A 24,050-nucleotide genomic window follows, 5' to 3' on the forward strand; every position below is an offset into this window, starting at 1 on the left:
AAAGGCTGGTGAACTCATGGTAAACAAAATGGAAAGAGAGAAAATTGACGAAAACATAGACTTCCAGGTCTTAAATGCCATTGCAGACCTTGTTAGGGTCCTGGATTACAATGAAAAAGTAGTCTTTGTAAACAAGGCCATGGAAGACCTCTTGGGTTATGACCCAGAAAAGAAAGTCTGCATATTGGGAGAAGACCTCTTTGACCCTGAGATCACCAAGAGGGCCCTAGTTAGTGGCGAAGTCATCCAAAGGGAAGAAAATATTGGGAGCATGGTCTTTTCTGTCAAGTGCTCGCCAATAATTAACAAGAAGGGGGAAATCCTTGGCGTTGTAGAAGTTTTTAGGAACGTGACTATGGCAAGGAAACTTCAAAAAGAAATAATCGATAAGAATAGGTTCATGACCAACGAAACCAATGCGGCCTCCCTTATCCAAAGAAAGGTCCTTCCCGACAAGGGCTTCATAAAAAACTTAAAGGTAAATTACCTCTACAAACCTTCCACAATTTTAAGTGGAGATATGTTTGATGTCTTTCAAATTGATGACGACCACATAGGAATGTACATAGCGGACTCAGTGGGCCATGGCTTTGCGGCCTCTATGGTGACTATGTTTATCAAGTCTATGGTGAGGACCCTGGACAAGACAAGTCAAAGATCGCCAAGAGAAACTTTGACGGAACTTTGCGAAAGGTTCACTGGCCTAAAGCTAGAGATAGAAAATTATTTCACTTGCTTTTATGGGGTCTACAATTTGAAAAAGAAGACCTTCACCTTTTCCAATGCAGGCCACCTTCCACTTCCCCTTATGGTAAGGAACAGGGAATCAATGTGTCTTGAGTCCAGAGGTTATCCAATCTCAAGATTTTTCGCCAAGCCAGACTATGAAGAGAAGGAGATAAAACTCCACACTGGCGACTACCTCCTCTTTATGACTGACGGGGTAGAAGAGGCGAGGAATGCTAAGAAAGAAGTTTTTGGCCATGAGAGAATCCTGGACATAATTTCAGAATATAACAGCGACATCCTCGAATATATAAATAAGGAATTAGAAGATTTCACAGACAGCCCACAAGTGGACGATATATCAATGCTTATTGTGAGTGTATGGTAAGTTCTTAAGAAGTAAATTTTATAAAATATTTAAGGCAATCTTAGGGTTGCCTTTTTTCTTGTCTTATTTTATTTGATTTATTTAAAATTTTATAAAGATTGTTGATGGTTTTGGATTTGTTTTTGATTTTTTATTTAGTTTGAAAATTATTTCCTACTTAATTTAAAAATTTTTTTCACTCTATAAATAAGAAATAAAATTTTTGTTAGCTTTAGAAACTTTAGAGAGATCTAAAATTAGGAGTAGAGAAGAAAATTAACTTGAGAATTAATTATAAGTTTTGACAAAAGATTTACACAAAAAATATATTTGCATAGATTTGTCCTTCCAATATTACAAAAGAATTAAATTTATTAAAAAATTGTAAATTCTAATGTATTTTTCATTGTTTTGGGTATAATAGCTTTAAGGAAAATGTTTTAACGGAAATATTTAGATAGGAGGAAACATATGAGAAACAAGAAAATATTAGGACTATTGCTCGCAGGAGTAATGGTAACCTCAATACCATTTAATGTATTTGCAGATGATGATAACGAAGGTTTAGAATTATCTGAAGTAGAAGTTCCTGTTGCAGTTGCACAAGAAAAAGAAGCTGAAACTCCAAAAGATAAAGCTGATCAAGGAACTGAAACAGAAGCTGGAGCTGACAAAGAAGAATCTGTTGGTGACCAAAATGTTGCAGGCGGACAAGATGGTAACCAACAAGCTGATCCAAAAGAAGGAGAAAAAACATCAGAAACTAAAATATTTACAGTAATATTTGAAGCAAATGGTGGAAAATTTGACGGAAAAGTTGAAAAAGATAACGATGGTAAAATAAAAGAACCAACTGCTCCAACAAGAGATGGTTTTGAATTTGAAGGTTGGTATGATGGAAGTACAAAAGTTGGATTTCCTTATGAAGTAACAAAAGATGTAACATTAAAAGCACACTGGAAAGAAGTTAAAAAACCAGAAGTTAAAAAATTTACTGTAACATTCAATTCAAAGGGTGGAAGTTCAGTAGATACACAAACTATAGTAGAAGGAAAGACTGCTACAAAACCTACTGCTCCAACAAGAAAGGGATATACTTTTAAAGGTTGGTACACAGACGACGGAGTATTTGTAAATAGATTTAATTTCGACACAGAAATTACCGAAAATACAAATCTTTACGCTAAATGGGAAGAAGAAAAGCCAGCAGTTCCAACTAAAGAAGACCTTTATATTTCTGACATTGAATATGATGGAAATTATGTAACTGGTAAGGTTACAGCTAAGGGAGAAGCTGTTAAAAATGCTACAGTTACCCTAAAGATTGACGGATCAAAAACAGGCTATACTGATGAGACTGATTCTAATGGTAGATTCAAAGTTTATCTAGGCAAATACTACGATGACTACAGATACTACGACGACTACTATTACAGAGATGGAGACCGCTACTATGATGGCTACAGAGTTTATAAAGACTCTGACGGAGATTACTACTACATCAAGAACGGTAAGAGAAATTATATAAGATATTCAGACTACTATAGAAGATACAGAGATTACAAGGCTGACTTAGTTGCAGAAAAAGATGGTTACTATTCAGCTGAAAAGAATCTTTGGAAAGACGGATACTACTACAACAATGGAAGATACTATGGACGTGACTGGTATTCCAACAAGTACGATCACAGAGTTTATCCAACAGACATTTCAAGGTCAAACTACTCAACATCTGGTTACCTAAAGGGCTACAAGAACAGAACAGTTTATGTTTATGACGATGGAACTTACCTAGGATCTGACACAATAGATTCTGATGGATACTTCAAGGTATCTTGGAATTCTCCAAGAGTTTCAACTTCAAGGAGTCTTGAATATTATGTAAATGGAACTTATGTAAGTGACTCTAGTTACTCAATGATTCCAGTTGTAAATAATGTTTCTGCTGGAGCAAAATTTGTAAGAGGTAACGCAGGTGCTTACGCAGATGTAACTGTTTATGATTCAAATGGAACAAGACTTGGTGGAGCAAGTGCAGGTTCAACTGGTATCTTTAACATCAGCTTAAATAGAGAACTAAAAGCTGGCGAAACTATTAAGATTGAAGCTAAGGAATCTGGCAAGACTTCAAGATCTACTGAAGTTAAAATTGCAGGACAAGAAGCAAAAGTTGCTGCTAAGGTAAACTCACCTTCTTATATAGCAGGTTATCCTGATGGAACATTTAAACCAGGCAAGGAAGTTACAAGAGCAGAAGCTGTTAGGATGTTTGTAACACTTGTTAACGAAGGAAAAGAACTTCCTAAGAACCCAACAACTAAGTTTAAGGATGCTAATAATAAATGGTACTCTGACGAAATCAACTTCGCAGTATCTAAGGGCTTCATCAGTGGTTACTCTGATGGAACATTTAAACCTAACCAAGGAATCACTAGGGCAGAATTTGCACAAATGATTGCTGTATTTGTTAAGGATGGTTATCCAGGATCTTCAAACTTCAAGGATGTTAAGGGTCACTGGGCATCTAATGCAATAGACCAACTTTATGGCAACAAGAAAATCAAGGGATTCCCTGATGGAACATTTAAACCAGATCAAAAACTTACAAGAGCCGAAGCTGTTACAGTTCTTAACTCTGTATTTGGAAGAAACACTAAATCAACTTCCTTTACAAATGTGAACACAAATAGCTTGAAGAAATTCTCTGACGTGCCAATGAGCCACTGGGCATACTATCAAATCATAGACGCTTCCAATGGACACAATGCAGTTAAGGGCGACAAGGCTGAAGATGTAAGTGTTTGGCAATAAATTAAAGATATAAATAGGGCGGCTTAGGCCGTCTTATTTTTTTGCTCTTTTATAAGGAATGATAGTGATTAGGGTCATAAGAATTTATGAAGTGGAAGATAAATTGTAGCTAGAAAAAAATTGTAAGGCGATAAATAAATTAAAAGTTTAATATTTTTTTAAGAAGAAAAACAGTATAAAAATCTAATTATCCGCATAAACACTGGACTTATCACACTTTATCAAGGTCAAAACCACTCAATTTACTACTAATTTACTACTTATGAATGAGCTTTGATACGACGATTTATCCTTGAAAAGTGAAGATACAAAGATACTTCCAATAAAATTGAATATTTAATAGGTAGACACTTCAAAAAATGAGGTGTCTATTTTTTTACCCAATATTTGAAAGGAAGTGAACTTATGAAAACAGAAAATCAAGAATCAAAAGGTCGCTCCCCTCCCTTTAAGACCATCAAACAAACAAGATTTATCAAACAATAAAAAGAAAGGATAGGTAAAAATATGGAACTTAAATTTGTGATTCCCAACATGGAAAAAACATTTGGCAATTTAGAATTTGCTGGCGAGGATAAAGTAGAACAGCGAAGAATCAACGGACAATTAACTGTCTTATCTCGAAGCTACAACCTCTATTCTGACGTTCAAAGAGCAGATGATATTGTGGTGGTGCTTCCTGCTGAAGCTGGAGAAAAACATTTCGGCTTTGAGGAACGTGTAATGTTAGTCAATCCACGTATTACCGCAGAGGGCTATAAAATTGGTACTCGTGGATTCACAAATTACCTTTTACATGCGGACGACATGATAAAAGAATAAAGAAAGAGAGGAAAAATGATGAGATTACCTAATGGCATTGTATTAGATAAAGACGCTACATTTGGAGAATTAAAGTTTTCAGCACTCCGTCGTGAAGTACGAATCCAAAATGACGACGGTACGGTTTCAGATGAAATCAAAGAACGTACCTATGATTTAAAATCCAAAGGGCAAGGACGTATGATTCAAGTGAGTATTCCTGCCAGTGTTCCTTTGAAAGAGTTTGACTATAACGCAAAAGTGGAAATCATCAATCCAGTTGCAGATACCGTCGCTACCGCTACCTTCCGAGGGGCAGATGTTGACTGGTATATCAAGGCAGACGATATTGTATTGACGAAAGATTCCAGTACCTTTAAAAATCAGCCACAACCTAAAAAAGAGCCAGCCACGGATAAATAGTCATGCTACTTCCACTAGAGAGAAAGGAGGAAATCCCGCATGAAACAGTTTGGCATTCGTGGTAAAAGGATTCGCCCAAGTGACAAGGATTTAGTCTTTCATTTTACAGTAGCGTCCTTACTGCCAATTTTCCTGCTGGTTATCGGACTGTTTCATGTGAAGACAATCCAGCAGATTAACTGGCAGGACTTTAACCTATCACAAGTAGACAAGATTCACATTCCCTATTTAGTTATTAGTGTTAGTGTCGCAATTCTTGTCTGCTTGCTGGTGGCATTTCTATTCAAAAGATATAGATATGATACAGTAAAACAACTGTACCACCGTCAAAAGCTGGCTAAGATGGTACTTGAAAACAAGTGGTATGAATCGGAACAGGTCAAAACAGATGGCTTCTTCAAAGATTCGTCCAGTCGTACTAAGGAAAAGATAACCTACTTTCCCAAAATATTTTATCGCCTTAAAGATGGTTTAATACAGATGCGAGTGGAAATCACGCTAGGAAAATATCAAGACCAGCTCCTACACTTGGAAAAGAAATTAGAAAGCGGATTGTACTGTGAGCTGACGGATAAAGAGTTAAAAGATTCTTATGTGGAATATACCCTGCTCTATGACACCATCGCCAGTCGTATTTCTATTGATGAAGTCCAAGCCAAAGATGGCAAACTACGCTTGATGGAAAACGTATGGTGGGAATATGACAAGCTCCCTCACATGCTCATAGCTGGTGGTACAGGTGGCGGTAAAACTTACTTTATACTGACACTGATTGAAGCCTTGCTTTATACAGATTCTAAGCTCTATATTCTTGACCCAAAGAACGCCGACCTTGCCGACTTAGGCTCTGTGATGGGGAATGTCTACTACAGAAAAGAAGATATGCTCTCCTGCATTGACCGTTTCTATGATGAAATGATGGCACGAAGTGAAGCTATGAAAGAGATGGAAAACTATAAGACTGGCGAGAACTATGCCTACTTAGGACTTCCTGCAAACTTTCTTATCTTTGATGAATACGTGGCTTTCATGGAAATGCTGGGAAATAAAGAAAATACCGCAGTCTTAAACAAGCTCAAACAGATTGTCATGTTAGGTCGTCAAGCTGGCTTCTTTTTAATACTGGCTTGTCAACGTCCAGACGCAAAATATTTAGGCGACGGAATCCGTGACCAGTTTAATTTCAGAGTGGCACTTGGAAGAATGTCTGAAATGGGCTATGGCATGATGTTTGGCAGTGATGTACAAAAAGATTTCTTCTTAAAACAAATCAAAGGTCGTGGCTATGTTGATGTGGGAACAAGTGTCATATCAGAATTTTACACTCCCTTAGTACCAAAAGGTCATGACTTTTTGGAGGAAATAAAAAAACTAACCAACAGCAGACAGTCCACGCAGGCGACGTGCGAAGCGAAAGTCGCAGGTGTGGACTGATCTTGCTGGCTGGTGTGGCGATAGCCACGCCAGCACCTAACCCCCCGTATCTAACAGGGGGGTACAAATCGACAGGAAACAGTCAAAAAAATAGCAGAAAATTCTTTGGTTACAAGGAGTTTAGAAAATTTCGTGGTATGTCAAATGAGCTTCAATAGTTGACATACCTTTTTTAATTGGAGGGATTTAACTGAATGAACAAACTTTGATACAGCATTTAAAGGAAAAACGGTTGGCTTATGGGCTATCTCAAAACCGACTGGCTATTGCTACAGGCATTACAAGGCAATATCTTAGCGACATTGAAACTGGCAAGGTTAAGCCATCAGACGAGTTGCAACAATCCCTTTGGGAAACTCTGGAACGCTTCAATCCCGATGCCCCACTTGAAATGCTCTTTGACTATGTAAGGATTCGCTTTCCCACAATGGACGTACAGCATGTGGTTGAAGAAATATTGCAATTGAAACTTTCCTATTTTCTTCATGAAGACTATGGCTTTTATTCTTATTCAGAACATTATGCCTTAGGCGATATATTCGTTCTCTGCTCTCATGAGATAGACAAAGGTGTTCTGGTGGAATTAAAAGGTCGTGGGTGCAGACAATTTGAAAGCTATCTTCTAGCACAACAAAGAAGCTGGTATGAGTTCTTTATGGACGCTTTGGTGGCTGGTGGCGTGATGAAACGCCTTGACCTTGCCATCAACGATAAAACAGGGATTTTGAATATTCCCACACTGACGGAAAAATGCCTACAGGAAGAGTGTATTTCGGTGTTCCGCAGTTTCAAGAGCTATCGCAGTGGCGAACTGGTACGCAAAGATGAAAAGGAATGTATGGGAAACACGCTTTATATCGGTTCATTACAAAGCGAAGTCTATTTCTGTATCTATGAAAAGGACTATGAGCAGTACAAGAAAAATGATATTCCCATTGAAGACGCAGAGGTTAAAAACCGTTTTGAAATCCGACTAAAAAATGAGCGTGCCTATTATGCAGTACGTGATTTACTTGTCTATGATAATCCAGAGCATACAGCTTTTAAGATTATCAATCGGTATATCCGCTTTGTGGATAAGGACGATTCAAAAGCACGTTCCGATTGGAAACTCAATGAAGAATGGGCATGGTTTATTGGAAACAATCGTGAACGATTAAAGCTAACCACAAAACCAGAGCCTTACTCTTTCCAAAGGACACTAAACTGGCTATCTCATCAAGTCGCCCCGACCTTAAAGGTTGCTATTACACTTGATGAAATTAACCAGACGCAGGTTGTGAAAGACATTCTCGACCATGCGAAACTGACAGACCGACACAAGCAGATTTTAAAGCAACAGTCGGTAAAAGAACAGGACGTGATAACGACAAAAAAATAACTTAAATACAAATTCACTGCATACAGAAAGGAGAACATTTTTATGAATTTTGGACAAAACCTTTATAACTGGTTTCTATCAAAAGCTCAATCACTGGTACTTTTAGCAATCGTTGTAATTGGCTTGTATCTTGGCTTCAAGCGTGAGTTTAGTAAACTGATTGGCTTTCTCATCATTGCGATTATTGCGGTGGGCTTGGTGTTCAACGCTGCTGGAGTAAAAGACATTTTATTAGAGCTATTTAATCGCATTATCGGTGCTTAAATTAAACCGTTATTTTGTGGAATATAAGTGGTTTTCTTATGTTCCGCAAAAGAATGGTACACCAAACGAAGTGCGGTAGGGATTTTTGAATCTCTACAAAGAAAGGACGTGAACACATGGACGATATGCAAGTCTATATTGCCAACTTAGGTAAATACAATGAAGGAGAATTAGTCGGTGCTTGGTTTACCTTTCCCATTGATTTTGAAGAAGTCAAAGAGAAAATCGGCTTGAATGATGAATACGAGGAATACGCCATTCACGATTATGAGTTACCCTTTACGGTTGACGAATACACTTCTATTGGCGAACTCAATCGCCTATGGGAAATGGTATCGGAGTTGCCAGAGGAACTACAATCCGAGCTATCTGCTCTGCTCACTCATTTTTCAAGTATTGAGGAACTAAGCGAACATCAAGAGGATATTATCATTCACTCGGATTGTGATGATATGGCAGATGTCGCACGTTACTACATTGAAGAAACTGGAGTATTGGGCGAAGTGCCAACCAGTCTTCAAAACTATATTGATTACGAATCCTATGGTCGTGATTTAGAAATTTCGGGAACTTTTATCACAACCAATTATGGGATTTTTGAAATCGTCTATTGAAAGGATTGATTCTATGAAGAAAATACGAAGCTATACCAGTATTTGGTCTGTTGAGAAAGTGCTGTACTCCATCAACGATTTTAGACTTCCGTTTCCCATAACCTTTACGCAAATGACGTGGTTTGTCGTGTCACTGTTTGCGGTTATGATACTTGGCAACTTGCCACCTCTTTCCATGATTGAGGGAGCATTTCTCAAATATTTTGGAATTCCTGTGGCTTTCACATGGTTTATGTCTACAAAAACCTTTGATGGTAAAAAGCCTTATGGATTTTTGAAGTCTGTCATTGCTTATGCACTGCGACCAAAGCTGACCTATGCAGGGAAAAAAGTAACCCTTGGCAGAAACCAGCCACAAGAAGCCATTACGACAGTTAGGAGTGAATTTTATGGCATATCCAATTAAATACATTGAAAATAATCTGGTCTGGAATAAAGATGGCGAATGTTACGCCTATTATGAGCTTATTCCTTACAATTACTCATTCCTAAGTCCAGAACAGAAAATACAAGTGCATGATTCTTTCAGACAGCTTATCGCACAAAATCGTGATGGCAAGATTCATGCTCTACAAATCAGTACAGAATCCAGCATACGTTCTGCACAAGAACGTTCCAAAGAGGAAGTAACTGGCAAACTCAAAGTAATTGCCTATGACAAAATCGACCAACAGACAGACGCTTTAATATCCATGATTGGCGAAAATCAAGTGGACTACCGCTTCTTTATCGGCTTTAAGTTGCTTCTCAACGATCAAGAGTTTTCTATGAAAAGTCTTACCGTTGAAGCCAAAAATGCTTTGTCTGATTTTGTCTATGATGTGAACCATAAGCTAATGGGCGATTTTGTCAGCATGAGTAATGATGAAATCCTGCGTTTTCAGAAGATGGAAAAGCTCTTGGAAAATAAAATCTCTCGTCGTTTCAAAATCCGTAGACTGGATAAGGACGACTTCGGCTATCTGATTGAACATCTTTATGGACAGACAGGTACAGCTTATGAAGATTATGAGTACCATCTATCAAAGAAGAAGCTGGATAATGAAACGCTGATTAAATATTATGACCTTATTAAACCGACCCGTTGTCTGGTGGAAGAAAAACAGCGATACCTAAAAATTCAACAGGAAGACGAAACCGTCTATGTGGCGTACTTTACCATCAACAGCATTGTCGGCGAATTGGACTTTCCGTCCTCTGAAATCTTCTACTACCAGCAACAGCAATTTACATTCCCGATTGATACTTCTATGAATGTGGAAATCGTGGCAAACCGTAAAGCACTAAGCACCGTTCGTAATAAAAAGAAAGAACTAAAAGACCTAGATAACCACGCATGGCAAAGTGATAACGAAACCAGCTCTAATGTGGCGGAAGCTCTGGAAAGTGTCAATGAGCTGGAAAATAATTTAGACCAAAGCAAGGAATCCATGTATAAGCTCTCTTATGTGGTGCGTGTTTCCGCAAATGACTTGGACGAATTGAAACGTCGTTGTAATGAAGTGAAAGATTTTTATGACGATTTAAGTGTCAAGTTGGTACGACCATTTGGAGATATGCTGGGCTTACATGAAGAATTTTTACCATCAAGCAAGCGTTATATGAATGACTATATTCAGTATGTAACCTCTGATTTCTTAGCTGGACTTGGTTTCGGTGCTACTCAAATGCTTGGCGAAAATGAGGGTATTTATGTTGGCTATAGCTTAGATACAGGACGCAATGTCTACCTCAAACCTGCTCTTGCCAGTCAAGGGGTTAAGGGTTCAGTAACCAATGCATTAGCGTCTGCCTTTGTAGGTTCGCTAGGCGGTGGAAAATCCTTTGCGAATAACCTTATCGTCTATTATGCAGTGCTTTATGGGGCACAAGCAGTGATTGTTGACCCGAAAGCGGAACGTGGCAGATGGAAAGAAACCTTGCCAGAAATCGCTCACGAAATTAATATTGTCAATCTGACTTCTGATGAGAAAAATAAAGGCTTACTTGACCCTTACGTGATTATGAAAAATCCCAAAGATTCTGAATCACTGGCAATCGACATTTTGACGTTCCTTACGGGGATTTCATCACGAGATTCTGACCGTTTCCCTGTTCTACGAAAAGCCATTCGTGCTGTAACTAATAGTGAAGTGCGAGGTCTTCTGAAAGTGATTGAGGAATTACGGGTTGAGGGAACTCAAATAAGCACCAGCATAGCCGACCATATCGAAAGTTTTACAGACTATGACTTTGCACATCTGCTCTTTAGTGATGGATATGTGGAGCAGTCTATCAGTCTTGAAAAACAACTGAACATCATACAGGTTGCCGACTTGGTACTTCCCGATAAAGAAACCTCCTTTGAGGAATATACCACAATGGAGTTACTATCGGTGGCAATGCTGATTGTCATTAGTACCTTTGCGTTAGACTTTATCCATACAGACAGAAGCATTTTTAAAATTGTTGACTTAGACGAAGCGTGGAGCTTTTTACAGGTAGCACAAGGAAAAACACTATCTATGAAGCTGGTTCGGGCTGGTCGTGCTATGAACGCTGGGGTATATTTCGTGACCCAAAATACAGACGACCTCTTAGATGAAAAACTGAAAAATAACCTCGGCTTAAAATTTGCATTTCGTTCCACTGACCTTAACGAGATTAAAAAGACCTTAGCCTTTTTTGGTGTAGACCCAGAGGACGAAAACAATCAGAAGCGATTGCGTGATTTGGAAAACGGGCAATGCCTTATCAGTGATTTATATGGTCGTGTCGGTGTGATACAGTTCCACCCTGTATTTGAAGAACTGCTCCATGCCTTTGATACCAGACCACCTGTGCGAAAAGAGGTGTAAATGTGAAACCATCAATAGTAAACAGAATAAAATCAAACTGGACGCTGAAACGTCTAGGTAAAGTGGCAATGACAGTGGCTTTCACACTTGTGATTGCCATTTTTCTTTTAGCCATGCTGGGAACGGTGGTTCAAGCTGCGGGCTTGGTAGATGATACGGTCAATGTGGCAAATGAATACAGCCGATACCCACTTGAAAACTATCAACTGGATTTTTATGTGGATAATAGCTGGGGCTGGCTTCCGTGGAACTGGTCGGACGGGATTGGAAAACAGGTCATGTATGGACTATATGCCATTACCAATTTTATTTGGACAATCAGTTTGTATGTTTCCAATGCGACAGGTTACTTAGTACAGGAAGCCTATTCCTTAGACTTCATTTCCGCTACAGCAGATTCCATTGGTAAGAATATGCAGACCTTAGCTGGTGTGAGTGCAAACGGATTTTCAACAGAGGGTTTCTATGTTGGATTCCTCTTACTCTTGATTTTGGTTCTTGGGGTTTATGTTGCCTATACGGGACTGATAAAGAGAGAAACCACAAAGGCAATTCATGCCATTATGAATTTTGTGCTGGTGTTTATCCTATCGGCTTCCTTTATTGCCTACGCTCCCGACTACATTAAAAAAATCAATGACTTTTCATCAGACATCAGTAATGCCAGTTTATCACTTGGCACGAAGATTGTCATGCCCCATTCCGATAGTCAAGGCAAGGACAGCGTGGACTTAATCAGAGATAGCCTGTTTTCCATACAGGTTCAGCAACCGTGGCTACTGCTTCAATACAACAGTTCAGACATTGAAAGTATCGGTATTGACCGTGTGGAAAGCCTGCTCTCCACCAGCCCAGATTCCAACAATGGCGAAGACAGAGAAAAAATTGTTGCGGAAGAAATTGAAGACAGAAGCAATACCAATCTAACCATTACAAAGACCATTAACCGTTTAGGTACAGTCTTCTTCCTATTTGTCTTCAATATTGGGATTTCCATATTTGTATTCCTATTAACAGGAATCATGATTTTCTCGCAGGTACTTTTTATCATCTATGCTATGTTTCTGCCTGTGAGCTTTATTTTAAGCATGATTCCATCATTTGATGGTATGTCAAAACGAGCCATAACAAAGCTCTTTAATACCATTTTGACACGAGCTGGAATCACATTGATTATTACGACAGCATTTAGTATTTCAACCATGCTCTATACCTTATCGGCTGGTTATCCGTTCTTTTTGATTGCTTTTCTACAGATTGTGACCTTTGCAGGAATCTACTTCAAGCTGGGCGATTTAATGAGTATGTTTTCTCTACAGAGTAACGATTCTCAAAGTGTGGGAAGTCGTGTGATGAGAAAACCTCGTATGCTTATGCACGCTCACATGCACCGTCTACAGCGGAAACTTGGACGTTCCATGACTACTCTAGGGGCTGGGTCTGCCATTGTTACAGGTAAAAAAGGACAGTCGGGTTCGGGGAGTTCTGCAAGGACACAAGCAGATCACTCCCGACCAGACGGAAAGGAAAAATCAACACTTGGAAAACGTATCGGTCAAACCATCGGTACAGTAGCTGATACCAAAGACAGAATGGTAGACACTGCTAGTGGTTTGAAAGAACAGGTTAAAGATTTGCCGACCAATGCAAGATATGCAGTATATCAAGGAAAATCCAAAGTAAAAGAGAATGTCCGTGATTTAACCAGTAGTATTTCTCAAACCAAAGCGGACAGAGCCAGTGGACGCAAGGAACAGCAGGAACAAAGGCGAAAAACCATTGCGAAGCGTCGCTCTGAAATGGAACAGGTCAAACAGAAAAAACAGCCTGCTTCTTCTGTTCATGAAAGACCGACTACAAGACAAGAACAATATCATGATGAACAGACCTCAAAACAGTCTAATATTCAGACTTCATATAAGGAATCTCAACAAGCCAAACAAGAGCGTCCAGCAGTTAAGTCCGATTTTTCAAGTCCAAAAGTGGAACGCCAAGGCAATACCGTTCAAGAAAAAACCGTTCAAAAGCCAGCAACTTCAACCACTACAGCAGATAGAACTTCACAACGTCCAATCACAAAAGAACGTCCGTCTACTGTTCAAAGAGTACCACTACAAAATACAAGAAGTAGACCACCAATCAAAACCGCCACCATTAAGAAAGTCGGTAAGAAACCATGAAGTTGAAAACTTTAGTGATTGGTGGTTCTGGATTATTCTTGATGGTCTTCTCACTGCTTCTGTTTGTTGCCATTTTATTTTCAGATGAACAGGACAGCGGAATTTCCAATATTCATTATGGAGGTGTGAATGTTTCCGCAGAAGTGCTGGCTCATAAGCCTATGGTAGAAAAATATGCCAAAGAATATGGCGTTGAAGAATATGTCAACATACTTCTTGCGATTATACAGGTGGAATCGGGCGGTACTGCGGAAGATGTTATGCAGTCCTCGGAATCCCTCGGTCTTCCACCTAATTCATTGAGTACAGAAGAATCCATTAAGCAAGGTGTGAAGTATTTCAGTGAATTATTAGCCAGTAGCGAAAGGCTCAGTGTAGATTTAGAATCGGTTATCCAGTCCTACAATTATGGTGGTGGTTTCTTAGGGTATGTGGCTAATCGTGGAAATAAATATACCTTTGAACTGGCTCAAAGTTTCTCAAAAGAGTATTCAGGTGGCGAAAAAGTGTCTTACCCCAATCCCATAGCCATACCTATCAATGGGGGCTGGCGATACAACTATGGCAATATGTTTTATGTGCAACTGGTAACGCAGTATCTTGTCACAACAGAGTTTGATGATGATACGGTACAAGCCATCATGGACGAAGCACTGAAATATGAGGGCTGGCGATACGTTTACGGTGGAGCTTCCCCGACTACTTCTTTTGATTGTAGCGGACTGACACAATGGACGTATGGAAAAGCTGGAATTAACTTACCACGAACCGCACAACAGCAATATGATGTGACCCAGCATATCCCACTATCGGAAGCACAAGCTGGCGATTTGGTTTTCTTTCATTCTACCTATAACGCTGGCTCTTATATTACTCATGTTGGGATATACCTTGGCAATAACCGTATGTTTCATGCAGGCGACCCAATCGGTTATGCCGACTTAACAAGCCCCTACTGGCAACAGCATTTAGTGGGAGCAGGACGAATCAAACAATGAGAAAGGAAGATTTAATGATGAAATTTAGAAAAAATCAGAATAAAGAAAAACAGATACCAAAGGAAAAGAAACCTCGTGTCTACTATAAGGTCAATCCTCATAAAAAGGTTGTGATTGCCTTGTGGGTACTTTTAGGGCTTAGTTTCAGCTTTGCGATATTCAAGCACTTTACAGCTATAGATACTCATACTATTCACGAAACAACTATCATAGAAAAGGAATACGTTGATACTCATCATGTAGAAAATTTTGTAGAGAACTTTGCGAAAGTCTACTATTCATGGGAGCAATCCGATAAGTCCATTGATAATCGAATGGAAAGTCTAAAAGGCTATCTGACAGATGAACTTCAAGCTCTCAATGTTGATACAGTACGCAAAGATATTCCTGTATCGTCTTCTGTAAGAGGATTTCAGATATGGACGGTAGAGCCAACTGGCGACAATGAGTTTAATGTAACCTACAGTGTAGACCAGCTCATTACAGAGGGAGAAAATACAAAGACCGTCCACTCTGCTTATATAGTGAGTGTCTATGTAGATGGTTCTGGAAATATGGTACTGGTTAAGAATCCGACCATTACCAACATACCTAAGAAATCAAGTTATAAACCAAAAGCCATTGAAAGTGAGGGGACGGTTGATTCCATTACAACCAATGAAATCAATGAGTTTTTAACGACGTTCTTCAAGCTCTATCCTACAGCGACAGCCAGTGAACTTTCCTACTATGTGAATGACGGGATATTAAAACCAATCGGAAAAGAGTACATCTTTCAAGAACTGGTAAATCCTATTCACAATCGTAAGGATAATCAAGTCACGGTATCGCTGACAGTGGAGTATATCGACCAGCAGACCAAAGCAACGCAGGTATCTCAATTTGATTTGGTACTTGAAAAGAACGGGAGTAATTGGAAGATTATAGAATAACAAATATTGGTACATTATTACAGCTATTTTGTAATCACGTACTCTCTTTGATAAAAAATTGGAGATTCCTTTACAAATATGCTCTTACGTGCTATTATTTAAGTATCTATTTAAAAGGAGTTAATAAATATGCGACAAGGTATTCTTAAATAAACTGTCAATTTGATAGTGGGAACAAATAATTGGATGTCCTTTTTTAGGAGGGCTTAGTTTTTTGTACCCAGTTTAAGAATACCTTTATCATGTGATTCTAAAGTATCCAGAGAATATCTGTATGCTTTGTATACCTATGGTTATGCATAAAAATCCCAGTGATAAAAGTATTTATCACTGGGATTTTTATGCACTGGGATTTTTATGCCCTTTTGGGTTTTTGAATGGAGGAAAATCACATGAAAATTATTAATATTGGAGTTTTAGCTCATGTTGATGCAGGAAAAACTACCTTAACAGAAAGCTTATTATATAACAGTGGAGCGATTACAGAATTAGGAAGCGTGGACAAAGGTACAACGAGGACGGATAATACGCTTTTAGAACGTCAGAGAGGAATTACAATTCAGACAGGAATAACCTCTTTTCAGTGGGAAAATACGAAGGTGAACATCATAGACACGCCAGGACATATGGATTTCTTAGCAGAAGTATATCGTTCATTATCAGTTTTAGATGGGGCAATTCTACTGATTTCTGCAAAAGATGGCGTACAAGCACAAACTCGTATATTATTTCATGCACTTAGGAAAATGGGGATTCCCACAATCTTTTTTATCAATAAGATTGACCAAAATGGAATTGATTTATCAACGGTTTATCAGGATATTAAAGAGAAACTTTCTGCCGAAATTGTAATCAAACAGAAGGTAGAACTGTATCCTAATATGTGTGTGACGAACTTTACCGAATCTGAACAATGGGATACGGTAATAGAGGGAAACGATGACCTTTTAGAGAAATATATGTCCGGTAAATCATTAGAAGCATTGGAACTCGAACAAGAGGAAAGCATAAGATTTCAGAATTGTTCTCTGTTCCCTCTTTATCATGGAAGTGCAAAAAGTAATATAGGGATTGATAACCTTATAGAAGTTATTACTAATAAATTTTATTCATCAACACATCGAGGTCCGTCTGAACTTTGCGGAAATGTTTTCAAAATTGAATATACAAAAAAAAGACAACGTCTTGCATATATACGCCTTTATAGTGGAGTACTACATTTACGAGATTCGGTTAGAGTATCAGAAAAAGAAAAAATAAAAGTTACAGAAATGTATACTTCAATAAATGGTGAATTATGTAAGATTGATAGAGCTTATTCTGGAGAAATTGTTATTTTGCAAAATGAGTTTTTGAAGTTAAATAGTGTTCTTGGAGATACAAAACTATTGCCACAGAGAAAAAAGATTGAAAATCCGCACCCTCTACTACAAACAACTGTTGAACCGAGTAAACCTGAACAGAGAGAAATGTTGCTTGATGCCCTTTTGGAAATCTCAGATAGTGATCCGCTTCTACGATATTACGTGGATTCTACGACACATGAAATTATACTTTCTTTCTTAGGGAAAGTACAAATGGAAGTGATTAGTGCACTGTTGCAAGAAAAGTATCATGTGGAGATAGAACTAAAAGAGCCTACAGTCATTTATATGGAGAGACCGTTAAAAAATGCAGAATATACCATTCACATCGAAGTGCCGCCAAATCCTTTCTGGGCTTCCATTGGTTTATCTGTATCACCGCTTCCGTTGGGAAGTGGAATGCAGTATGAGAGCTCGGTTTCTCTTGGATACTTAAATCAATCATTTCAAAATGCAGTTATGGAAGGGATACGCTATGGTTGCGAACAAGGATTATATGGTTGGAATGTGACGGACTGTAAAATCTGTTTTAAGTATGGCTTATACTATAGCCCTGTTAGTACCCCAGCAGATTTTCGGATGCTTGCTCCTATTGTATTGGAACAAGTCTTAAAAAAAGCTGGAACAGAATTGTTAGAGCCATATCTTAGTTTTAAAATTTATGCGCCACAGGAATATCTTTCACGAGCATACAACGATGCTCCTAAATATTGTGCGAACATCGTAGACACTCAATTGAAAAATAATGAGGTCATTCTTAGTGGAGAAATCCCTGCTCGGTGTATTCAAGAATATCGTAGTGATTTAACTTTCTTTACAAATGGACGTAGTGTTTGTTTAACAGAGTTAAAAGGGTACCATGTTACTACCGGTGAACCTGTTTGCCAGCCCCGTCGTCCAAATAGTCGGATAGATAAAGTACGATATATGTTCAATAAAATAACTTAGTGTATTTTATGTTGTTATATAAATATGGTTTCTTGTTAAATAAGATGAAATATTTTTTAATAAAGATTTGAATTAAAGTGTAAAGGAGGAGATAGTTATTATAAACTACAAGTGGATATTGTGTCCTGTATGTGGAAATAAAACACGATTAAAGATAAGGGAAGATACTGAATTAAAAAAATTCCCCCTCTATTGTCCGAAATGCAGACAAGAAAATTTAATTGAAATAAAGCAGTTCAAAGTAACTGTGATTACAGAGCCAGACGCAAAGACGCAGAGCCGATAAAATGAGATTAATACAATCTCATTTTATCGGCTCTTTCCGTTATGTATGGATTCTTTTAATTAGTCTTCGATGTTTCTTGCTTCGTTGATACCGCTGGCTAAAGATTCCATTAAGGATAGTTCTTTGTCTGTAAAGCTATCCATGTATTTCTCTATCTGTAATCGTCGGGTGCTTTTTACCAAGTTATTAGCAGGTAAGAAAAATTCATCAACGGACACATCAAGTAACGATACAAGGTCATAAAGAACTTGTATGCTGGGGTGTTGCCCTTTATTTTCAATATTAGTTAAGTACCGTGGGTCAATTTCAATCAATGCTCCCACTTGTTCACGAGTTAAACCTCGTTTCAATCGAGCTTCTTTAATGGCTAAACCAAAGGCTCTAAAATCATATTTATCTTCTTTTTTACGCATAGTAGACCACCTCTATACATTTTATTGTTCCTACTGAATTAAAAACAGGTATAGAAAAACGTGTTATATGGTTTATAGGTTTATATTTAATAAAAAGCACTACTAAACGCCAATAAAAAAAACCGTTATATGGTAGTGCTATTTACGCTGTTAAAATATTGTATATTACTTCCAAATGGCGGTTTGTTGGAGGTCAACGTCGCCATGAAGTACATCATATACAATAAATTTCCTTACATTGGGTTCTTGTCAAAAAAAGTCGTCTATCTGCAATAGATAAGTACGTCCACCAATGTGGTTTTATAAATCATATAGATAGAATAACAGAAGCATGTAAACAGAGAAATAAATCTGTTTATATGCTTTTTTGGCTATTCAGAACTTTTTTACAAAGTTTATTTATCAGTAATGCAACAAATCCCCCTTTCACATTGGGACTAAGAGTGAAAGGAGATAAACGAGCAAGGCTCACTTCCTTTCCTAGACAGAAAGGGGGTGAGAAACATGAAACCATCTTCTTTTCAGACCACAATAGAAAATCAGTTTGACTATATCTGTAAACGTGCTATGGAAGACGAGCGAAAGAATTATATGCTTTATCTTTCAAGGATTGCAAAGCGTGAGGTGTCCTTTTCGGATGTTGGCGATTATCTTGTTAGCCAGTTTGCGACAACAGATAACTATTCAACTGACTTTCAGATTTTTACACTCAATGGGTTATCAGTAGGCGTTGAAAATGATTTGTTGAGTGAAGCATTACGTGAGTTGCCAGACAAGAAACGTGAAATTCTACTGCTGTTTTACTTTATGGACATGAGCGATTCAGAAATTGCAGACCTGTTGAAATTGAACCGTTCTACTGTCTATCGGCATAGAACCAGTGGACTAGCCTTAATTAAAAAGTTTATGGAGGAATTTGAAGAATGAAAACACAATATCCTATGATTCCCTTTCCTCTCATTGTAAAGGCAACAGATGGCGATACCGAAGCGATTAACCAGATTCTACATCATTACAGAGGGTACATAACGAAGCGTTCCCTACGACTTATGAAAGATGAATATGGCAATCAAAGTATGGTCGTTGATGAAGTCTTACGTGGAAGAATGGAAACCAGACTGATTACAAAGATTTTGTCATTTGAAATTAAGTAATATCCTCTCTCCTTTCGTGGAAGCGTGCTAAACCATTCCACGCTTCCCGAACAGGGAGGTTTGTTATTCCACCAAAGCATATTGAGCTTTCAATGTGTTTTGATAGGCTAACGAGCCATTGTTCTTTGAAAACTGAATAAAAGTAATCGAATACGTTTCGATAAGAAAAGAGCCAACGGAACTAACCGCCATGACCTATCTTATAAAGATAGCGAGCGATTCATGTTAGTGATCCGAGAAGCAATCTTTAGCAGGATTGCCTGCAACGACATTCTTATCGTGATAATGATACTCCCATACAGTCAATAGTCCGAGCGTGATAAAACCGTCGCAGGCAATGAGTATGGCTACATGAGAACCATGCAGGGGTGGAACTCCCGTGAGCTTTGCTAAAGCTGTTCGATTGCTGGTAAAACAACTTTTATGAAATCCAAATAAGTGATTTGGAAAGGAGGATTTTATGAAGCAGACTGACATTCCTATTTGGGAACGTTATACCCTAACCATTGAAGAAGCGTCAAAATATTTTCGTATTGGCGAAAACAAGCTACGACGCTTGGCAGAGGAAAATAAAAATGCAAATTGGCTGATTATGAATGGCAATCGTATTCAGATTAAACGAAAACAATTTGAAAAAATTATAGATACATTGGACGCAATCTAGCGTCGCCAAAGGGTCTTGTATATGATAAAATAGTATTAAGTCGTATCAAGGCTCTTTCCATAAAGGAAAGGAGCAAATGCCATGTCAGAAAAAAGACGTGACAATAAAGGTCGAATCTTAAAGACTGGAGAGAGCCAACGAAAAGACGGAAGATACTTATACAAATATATAGATTCATTTGGAGAACCGCAATTTGTTTACTCGTGGAAACTTGTGGCTACAGACCGAGTACCAGCAGGAAAGCGTGATTGTATCTCACTTAGAGAGAAAATCGCAGAGTTACAGAAAGACATTCATGATGGTATTGATGTTGTAGGAAAGAAAATGACACTCTGCCAGCTTTACGCAAAACAGAACGCTCAAAGACCAAAGGTTAGAAAAAACACTGAAACTGGACGCAAATATCTTATGGATATTTTGAAGAAAGACAAGTTAGGTGTAAGAAGTATTGACAGTATTAAGCCATCAGACGCTAAAGAATGGGCGATTAGAATGAGTGAAGATGGATATGCTTATCAAACCATCAATAACTATAAGCGTTCTTTAAGGGCTTCATTCTATATTGCGATTGAAGACGATTGTGTTCGGAAGAATCCCTTTGACTTCCAGCTAAATACCGTCATTGATGATGATACTGTTCCTAAAGTCGCATTGACAACGGAGCAGGAAGAAAAGCTGTTATCCTTTGCGAAAGCTGATAAGACCTACAGCAAGAATTATGATGAAATCCTGATACTCTTAAAAACGGGTCTTCGTATTTCAGAGTTTGGCGGTCTGACACTTCCAGATTTGGATTTTGAAAATCGTCTTGTCAAGGTAGACCATCAGTTACTACGAGATACTGAAAATGGATACTACATTGAAACTCCCAAGACTAAAAGTGGCGAACGACAAGTTCCTATGGTTGAAGAAGCCTATCAAGCGTTTCAGCGAGTGCTGGCGAATCGGAAGAACCGTAAATGTGTTGTGATTGATGGTTATAGTAATTTCCTTTTTCTCAATGGGAAAGACTATCCTAAAGTGGCAAGTGATTACAATGGTATGTTGAAAAACCTTGTCAAGAAATACAATAAATATCATGAGGATAAGCTACCCCATATCACTCCACACATTTTGCGTCATACGTTCTGCACTAACTATGCAAATGCAGGAATGAACCCAAAAGCATTGCAGTACATTATGGGGCATGCGAATATAAACATGACGCTGAACTATTACGCACATGCTACATTCGATTCTGCTATGGCAGAGATGAACCGCTTGGAAAAAAAGAAACAGCAGGAACGTCTTGTTGCTTAGTAGTACAGATGAATTTACTACTAATTTACCACTTCTGACAGTCAATTCATGAGGAAATATATAAGGAAACGTGAAGTATCTTCCAACAGTAAAAATGCTCGAAGCCCTTTAGAATAAGGATTTGCGAGCATTTAATGAGATTTAAAAGGATAATTAGAAATCTATGTTTTGTTTATATACAAAATATTTTTATAGTGATAAAAATTTGTGAGCAAATAAAAATTTATAAGATGACGAGGATTTATAAAGTGATAGTTATTTATAAAGTCACAAGAATTTATTAGATGAAAAATAAATGGAAAGTCGAAAAAATTTATAAGCTTAAAATTAAATTTAAATCTAGGAATTTTATTAGGAGATAAAGAATTTAAAATGTAAGAAATTGTTAAATGAAAGATGAGTTGAAGATGAGGATAAAATATCAAGTACAAATAAAATGAAGGCTCTAAGAAATTATAAATTAAAAATAATCTGAAAATAAAAACAAAAATTATAAAAAATCACCCGACAATAAAATATGACACAAAAAAATCTGTTGCTTTCCCAACAGATTTTTCTCTTTATTAAGCTGTCTTAATCTCCCTTGATCTCAAGGCATTTACACCCAGTAGGACAATGGAAATGGTAAGAAGAATGTGTCCCACCCCACTAATAGATATAAGTCCAATCTCTGTTAGTCGCATAGGGAGATGTGGGTCTACAAGACCGTGGATAATCATAGAAGTGAAGGCAAGGTAGATTCCAAAGTTGTAAATGTTAAATAATTTTTTTATTTTTTCATCAGAAAGGTCTGAGTTTTTGACCAAGAGATAAAAAATTCCTGGAAGGGCAAACCCCAGAATAATTAAGTGAGTGTGGGCAAGTGACATATACTTTGTCACTTCAAAGACCTTTCCCAATTCTCTGTAAGATGCCCCAACTAGGATACCCGATAGGAGATAGGCAAAGGCATACTCCATGAGGTCCCTCTTTACAAAATCTTTTTGCAAGTTCTTATAAAGTTTTAGGACAATTAGGACATACATGACAGTCTTTGGCATCATTAACATTCCAACCCTAGGATAAGTGTTCTTAAATAAAACTACTGGGATGTAGAAGAGGAAGCTAAAGAAGACATAAATGTAAAGTCTCCTAAATTCTTCTCGGCTCCTATTCTTAAATAAAAGGACGATGTCAACTAGACCCATCATGACAAAAGGAAGATTGGAAATAAGATCCATGCTTCCATTTCCCTTAAAGGAAATAAAGACTGTCACAAGTCTTAAGGAAAATAGACCAAGCATTGTGAAGTCAAGGCCCCTGTTTTTTAAATCCTTGGTCTTCTTGATGTAAAAATAGAACAAGAGATAAAAAACTGACATTGTAATAGAAGAAACCCTAGTCCCAACAAAGAGTGAAGTTGAATTAATTGTAAAACCATTGTCCATGACATTGGCAATAATTCTTGGGACTAGGTGGAAGGAGTCGCCAAGTCCAAGTAGGAGAGTCATTGCTCCAAGAGTCAAGCTGTCCCTGTGGTTTATTAAAAGCATTCTTATGCCCAAAAAGATGACAAGGCTGAGATAGAGCCCGTCAAAAAATATTTCAAATTGATTCATTATTTATACCTCCTAACAACCATTTGATATAGGTGTCACATATTTCCAAAAATTCTTCCTTTGAATAGTCCCTTGTTATGGACTCCTTTAGAAGCTGGTGGAAGATGGCCATGGTGAAGACCATGCGGTGGTAGTTGTCTCTCGACAATTTTTCCATCAAAAAGTTTTTGCCATGACTGACAAAGGAATCTTCAAACAAGAAAAATTTAGGCACGTATAATTTTTTTAAATTTTTGTCGTAGAGTTCTTCTGACAAATAATCCCTGTAGGCCCAGAGAGTTTTCTCAAGGTCGCCGTCATTTTCCTTGTAGAGAAAATAAAACTTGTGGTGGACCTGGCCAGTTTCCTTTTGAAGGAGACTGTCGTAACAATCCTCAAGACTCTCAAAGTATTGGTAGAAGGAACCTCTTGCTATATCAAGTTTTTTTACAATACCAGAGACACTGATTTTCTTAAGGTTCTCTTCCTCAAAATATTCCTTGAGGCTCTTATAAATTTCTTCTTTTCTCTCTTCCTCTAAGTTATTAAAAGTATTCTTTGCCATATTACCTCCTAA

General features: G+C 37.9%; 24 protein-coding genes and 2 pseudogenes. 21 read left to right on the forward strand and 5 right to left on the reverse strand.

Annotation, left to right across the window (positions count from 1 at the left end; all coding sequences use genetic code 11):
• Window positions 1-16: 16 nt before the first annotated feature.
• The 15 genes and pseudogenes from HMPREF3023_RS05000 to HMPREF3023_RS09830 all read left to right on the forward strand — a co-directional run.
• On the forward strand, window positions 17-1,114 hold the full coding sequence (locus HMPREF3023_RS05000; protein ID WP_210400913.1) for a SpoIIE family protein phosphatase: 1,098 nt from the start codon (window positions 17-19) through the stop codon (window positions 1,112-1,114).
• 450 nt (window positions 1,115-1,564) lie between these two features.
• Window positions 1,565-3,904: an S-layer homology domain-containing protein gene (locus tag HMPREF3023_RS09215; RefSeq protein ID WP_083315521.1), complete on the forward strand. Its 2,340-nt coding sequence runs from the start codon at window positions 1,565-1,567 to the stop codon at window positions 3,902-3,904.
• A gap of 507 nt (window positions 3,905-4,411) precedes the next feature.
• The gene (locus HMPREF3023_RS05010; protein WP_000420681.1) at window positions 4,412-4,726 is read left to right on the forward strand and encodes a YdcP family protein; all 315 of its coding nucleotides are present in this window, start codon (window positions 4,412-4,414) and stop codon (window positions 4,724-4,726) included.
• A gap of 15 nt (window positions 4,727-4,741) precedes the next feature.
• Window positions 4,742-5,128 carry a YdcP family protein gene (locus tag HMPREF3023_RS05015; protein WP_000985040.1) on the forward strand — a complete coding sequence of 129 codons (387 nt, stop codon included), beginning with the start codon at window positions 4,742-4,744 and terminating at the stop codon, window positions 5,126-5,128.
• 39 nt (window positions 5,129-5,167) lie between these two features.
• Window positions 5,168-6,562 carry an FtsK/SpoIIIE domain-containing protein gene (locus HMPREF3023_RS05020; RefSeq protein ID WP_002368310.1) on the forward strand — a complete coding sequence of 465 codons (1,395 nt, stop codon included), beginning with the start codon at window positions 5,168-5,170 and terminating at the stop codon, window positions 6,560-6,562.
• A gap of 2 nt (window positions 6,563-6,564) precedes the next feature.
• Window positions 6,565-6,720 carry a hypothetical protein gene (locus HMPREF3023_RS05025; protein WP_002390709.1) on the forward strand — a complete coding sequence of 52 codons (156 nt, stop codon included), beginning with the start codon at window positions 6,565-6,567 and terminating at the stop codon, window positions 6,718-6,720.
• 32 nt (window positions 6,721-6,752) lie between these two features.
• The gene (gene mobT, locus HMPREF3023_RS05030) at window positions 6,753-7,943 is read left to right on the forward strand and encodes a MobT family relaxase (protein WP_002368311.1); all 1,191 of its coding nucleotides are present in this window, start codon (window positions 6,753-6,755) and stop codon (window positions 7,941-7,943) included.
• 42 nt (window positions 7,944-7,985) lie between these two features.
• Window positions 7,986-8,207 carry a hypothetical protein gene (locus HMPREF3023_RS05035; RefSeq protein ID WP_070701361.1) on the forward strand — a complete coding sequence of 74 codons (222 nt, stop codon included), beginning with the start codon at window positions 7,986-7,988 and terminating at the stop codon, window positions 8,205-8,207.
• A gap of 116 nt (window positions 8,208-8,323) precedes the next feature.
• Window positions 8,324-8,821, forward strand: a complete 498-nt coding sequence (locus tag HMPREF3023_RS05040; protein ID WP_002368312.1) for an antirestriction protein ArdA — start codon at window positions 8,324-8,326, stop codon at window positions 8,819-8,821.
• A 13-nt stretch (window positions 8,822-8,834) separates the two neighbouring features.
• Window positions 8,835-9,227, forward strand: a complete 393-nt coding sequence (locus tag HMPREF3023_RS05045) for a conjugal transfer protein (RefSeq protein ID WP_025186755.1) — start codon at window positions 8,835-8,837, stop codon at window positions 9,225-9,227.
• Window positions 9,211-11,658 carry a conjugal transfer ATPase TcpF gene (locus HMPREF3023_RS05050; RefSeq protein ID WP_002368314.1) on the forward strand — a complete coding sequence of 816 codons (2,448 nt, stop codon included), beginning with the start codon at window positions 9,211-9,213 and terminating at the stop codon, window positions 11,656-11,658. The genes HMPREF3023_RS05045 and HMPREF3023_RS05050 overlap by 17 nt, the downstream gene beginning before the upstream one ends.
• A gap of 2 nt (window positions 11,659-11,660) precedes the next feature.
• Entirely contained in the window at window positions 11,661-13,838 is a 2,178-nt protein-coding gene (locus HMPREF3023_RS05055; RefSeq protein WP_000804748.1) for a CD3337/EF1877 family mobilome membrane protein, read from the forward strand.
• Window positions 13,835-14,836 carry a bifunctional lytic transglycosylase/C40 family peptidase gene (locus tag HMPREF3023_RS05060; protein WP_000769868.1) on the forward strand — a complete coding sequence of 334 codons (1,002 nt, stop codon included), beginning with the start codon at window positions 13,835-13,837 and terminating at the stop codon, window positions 14,834-14,836. Before HMPREF3023_RS05055 ends, HMPREF3023_RS05060 begins: the two co-directional genes overlap by 4 nt.
• Window positions 14,833-15,768, forward strand: a complete 936-nt coding sequence (locus HMPREF3023_RS05065; RefSeq protein WP_001224320.1) for a conjugal transfer protein — start codon at window positions 14,833-14,835, stop codon at window positions 15,766-15,768. The genes HMPREF3023_RS05060 and HMPREF3023_RS05065 overlap by 4 nt, the downstream gene beginning before the upstream one ends.
• 274 nt (window positions 15,769-16,042) lie before the next feature.
• Window positions 16,043-16,108, forward strand: a pseudogene (locus HMPREF3023_RS09830) (tetracycline resistance protein); the annotation flags it as partial.
• Here the strand turns inward: HMPREF3023_RS09830 and HMPREF3023_RS09835 are convergent.
• Window positions 16,086-16,160: pseudogene (locus HMPREF3023_RS09835) on the reverse strand (hypothetical protein); the annotation flags it as partial. The pseudogenes HMPREF3023_RS09830 and HMPREF3023_RS09835 sit on opposite strands and share 23 nt — an antisense overlap.
• Here HMPREF3023_RS09835 and tet(M) point away from each other — a divergent pair.
• Entirely contained in the window at window positions 16,161-18,080 is a 1,920-nt protein-coding gene (gene tet(M) / locus HMPREF3023_RS05070; protein ID WP_000691736.1) for a tetracycline resistance ribosomal protection protein Tet(M), read from the forward strand.
• Window positions 18,081-18,198: 118 nt separating this feature from the next.
• Window positions 18,199-18,366 carry a cysteine-rich KTR domain-containing protein gene (locus HMPREF3023_RS09225; RefSeq protein ID WP_000336323.1) on the forward strand — a complete coding sequence of 56 codons (168 nt, stop codon included), beginning with the start codon at window positions 18,199-18,201 and terminating at the stop codon, window positions 18,364-18,366.
• Window positions 18,367-18,425: 59 nt separating this feature from the next.
• On the opposite strand, the gene HMPREF3023_RS05075 is transcribed toward HMPREF3023_RS09225, so the two are convergent.
• Entirely contained in the window at window positions 18,426-18,779 is a 354-nt protein-coding gene (locus HMPREF3023_RS05075; RefSeq protein ID WP_070701362.1) for a helix-turn-helix domain-containing protein, read from the reverse strand.
• Between the two features lie 504 nt (window positions 18,780-19,283).
• On the opposite strand from HMPREF3023_RS05075, the gene HMPREF3023_RS05080 reads away from it, so the two are divergent.
• Window positions 19,284-19,706 (forward strand): sigma-70 family RNA polymerase sigma factor, encoded by a 423-nt coding sequence (locus tag HMPREF3023_RS05080; RefSeq protein WP_000804885.1) that lies wholly within the window; start codon window positions 19,284-19,286, stop codon window positions 19,704-19,706.
• The gene (locus HMPREF3023_RS05085) at window positions 19,703-19,933 is read left to right on the forward strand and encodes a helix-turn-helix domain-containing protein (RefSeq protein WP_000857133.1); all 231 of its coding nucleotides are present in this window, start codon (window positions 19,703-19,705) and stop codon (window positions 19,931-19,933) included. The genes HMPREF3023_RS05080 and HMPREF3023_RS05085 overlap by 4 nt, the downstream gene beginning before the upstream one ends.
• A gap of 225 nt (window positions 19,934-20,158) precedes the next feature.
• Here HMPREF3023_RS05085 and HMPREF3023_RS09635 read toward each other — a convergent pair whose 3' ends face one another.
• On the reverse strand, window positions 20,159-20,410 hold the full coding sequence (locus HMPREF3023_RS09635) for a hypothetical protein (protein WP_001845478.1): 252 nt from the start codon (window positions 20,408-20,410) through the stop codon (window positions 20,159-20,161).
• Between HMPREF3023_RS09635 and HMPREF3023_RS05090 the strand changes: the two genes are divergently transcribed.
• Entirely contained in the window at window positions 20,394-20,597 is a 204-nt protein-coding gene (locus tag HMPREF3023_RS05090) for an excisionase (RefSeq protein ID WP_000814511.1), read from the forward strand. The two genes, HMPREF3023_RS09635 and HMPREF3023_RS05090, sit on opposite strands and share 17 nt — an antisense overlap.
• A gap of 81 nt (window positions 20,598-20,678) precedes the next feature.
• Window positions 20,679-21,896, forward strand: a complete 1,218-nt coding sequence (locus HMPREF3023_RS05095) for a tyrosine-type recombinase/integrase (RefSeq protein WP_049542880.1) — start codon at window positions 20,679-20,681, stop codon at window positions 21,894-21,896.
• Window positions 21,897-22,459: 563 nt separating this feature from the next.
• Here the strand turns inward: HMPREF3023_RS05095 and HMPREF3023_RS05100 are convergent.
• Window positions 22,460-23,494 (reverse strand): DUF2871 family protein, encoded by a 1,035-nt coding sequence (locus tag HMPREF3023_RS05100; RefSeq protein WP_070701363.1) that lies wholly within the window; start codon window positions 23,492-23,494, stop codon window positions 22,460-22,462.
• Window positions 23,481-24,038: a TetR/AcrR family transcriptional regulator gene (locus HMPREF3023_RS05105; RefSeq protein WP_070701364.1), complete on the reverse strand. Its 558-nt coding sequence runs from the start codon at window positions 24,036-24,038 to the stop codon at window positions 23,481-23,483. Before HMPREF3023_RS05105 ends, HMPREF3023_RS05100 begins: the two co-directional genes overlap by 14 nt.
• Window positions 24,039-24,050 lie beyond the last annotated feature (12 nt).

The organism is Peptoniphilus sp. HMSC075B08 (assembly GCF_001815405.1).
In the GTDB taxonomy this organism is placed as follows: Bacteria; Bacillota; Clostridia; order Tissierellales; family Peptoniphilaceae; genus Peptoniphilus_A; species Peptoniphilus_A harei.

Coding starts and splice junctions, on each gene's coding strand:
- HMPREF3023_RS05000 (WP_210400913.1), top strand. CDS start 17: ATGGTAAACAAAATGGAAAGAGAGAAAATTGACGAAAACATAGACTTC.
- HMPREF3023_RS09215 (WP_083315521.1), top strand. CDS start 1,565: ATGAGAAACAAGAAAATATTAGGACTATTGCTCGCAGGAGTAATGGTA.
- HMPREF3023_RS05010 (WP_000420681.1), top strand. CDS start 4,412: ATGGAACTTAAATTTGTGATTCCCAACATGGAAAAAACATTTGGCAAT.
- HMPREF3023_RS05015 (WP_000985040.1), top strand. CDS start 4,742: ATGATGAGATTACCTAATGGCATTGTATTAGATAAAGACGCTACATTT.
- HMPREF3023_RS05020 (WP_002368310.1), top strand. CDS start 5,168: ATGAAACAGTTTGGCATTCGTGGTAAAAGGATTCGCCCAAGTGACAAG.
- HMPREF3023_RS05035 (WP_070701361.1), top strand. CDS start 7,986: ATGAATTTTGGACAAAACCTTTATAACTGGTTTCTATCAAAAGCTCAA.
- HMPREF3023_RS05040 (WP_002368312.1), top strand. CDS start 8,324: ATGGACGATATGCAAGTCTATATTGCCAACTTAGGTAAATACAATGAA.
- HMPREF3023_RS05045 (WP_025186755.1), top strand. CDS start 8,835: ATGAAGAAAATACGAAGCTATACCAGTATTTGGTCTGTTGAGAAAGTG.
- HMPREF3023_RS05050 (WP_002368314.1), top strand. CDS start 9,211: ATGGCATATCCAATTAAATACATTGAAAATAATCTGGTCTGGAATAAA.
- HMPREF3023_RS05060 (WP_000769868.1), top strand. CDS start 13,835: ATGAAGTTGAAAACTTTAGTGATTGGTGGTTCTGGATTATTCTTGATG.
- HMPREF3023_RS05065 (WP_001224320.1), top strand. CDS start 14,833: ATGAGAAAGGAAGATTTAATGATGAAATTTAGAAAAAATCAGAATAAA.
- HMPREF3023_RS05075 (WP_070701362.1), bottom strand. CDS start 18,779: ATGCGTAAAAAAGAAGATAAATATGATTTTAGAGCCTTTGGTTTAGCC.
- HMPREF3023_RS05080 (WP_000804885.1), top strand. CDS start 19,284: ATGAAACCATCTTCTTTTCAGACCACAATAGAAAATCAGTTTGACTAT.
- HMPREF3023_RS05085 (WP_000857133.1), top strand. CDS start 19,703: ATGAAAACACAATATCCTATGATTCCCTTTCCTCTCATTGTAAAGGCA.
- HMPREF3023_RS05090 (WP_000814511.1), top strand. CDS start 20,394: ATGAAGCAGACTGACATTCCTATTTGGGAACGTTATACCCTAACCATT.
- HMPREF3023_RS09635 (WP_001845478.1), bottom strand. CDS start 20,410: ATGTCAGTCTGCTTCATAAAATCCTCCTTTCCAAATCACTTATTTGGA.
- HMPREF3023_RS05095 (WP_049542880.1), top strand. CDS start 20,679: ATGTCAGAAAAAAGACGTGACAATAAAGGTCGAATCTTAAAGACTGGA.
- HMPREF3023_RS05100 (WP_070701363.1), bottom strand. CDS start 23,494: ATGAATCAATTTGAAATATTTTTTGACGGGCTCTATCTCAGCCTTGTC.
- HMPREF3023_RS05105 (WP_070701364.1), bottom strand. CDS start 24,038: ATGGCAAAGAATACTTTTAATAACTTAGAGGAAGAGAGAAAAGAAGAA.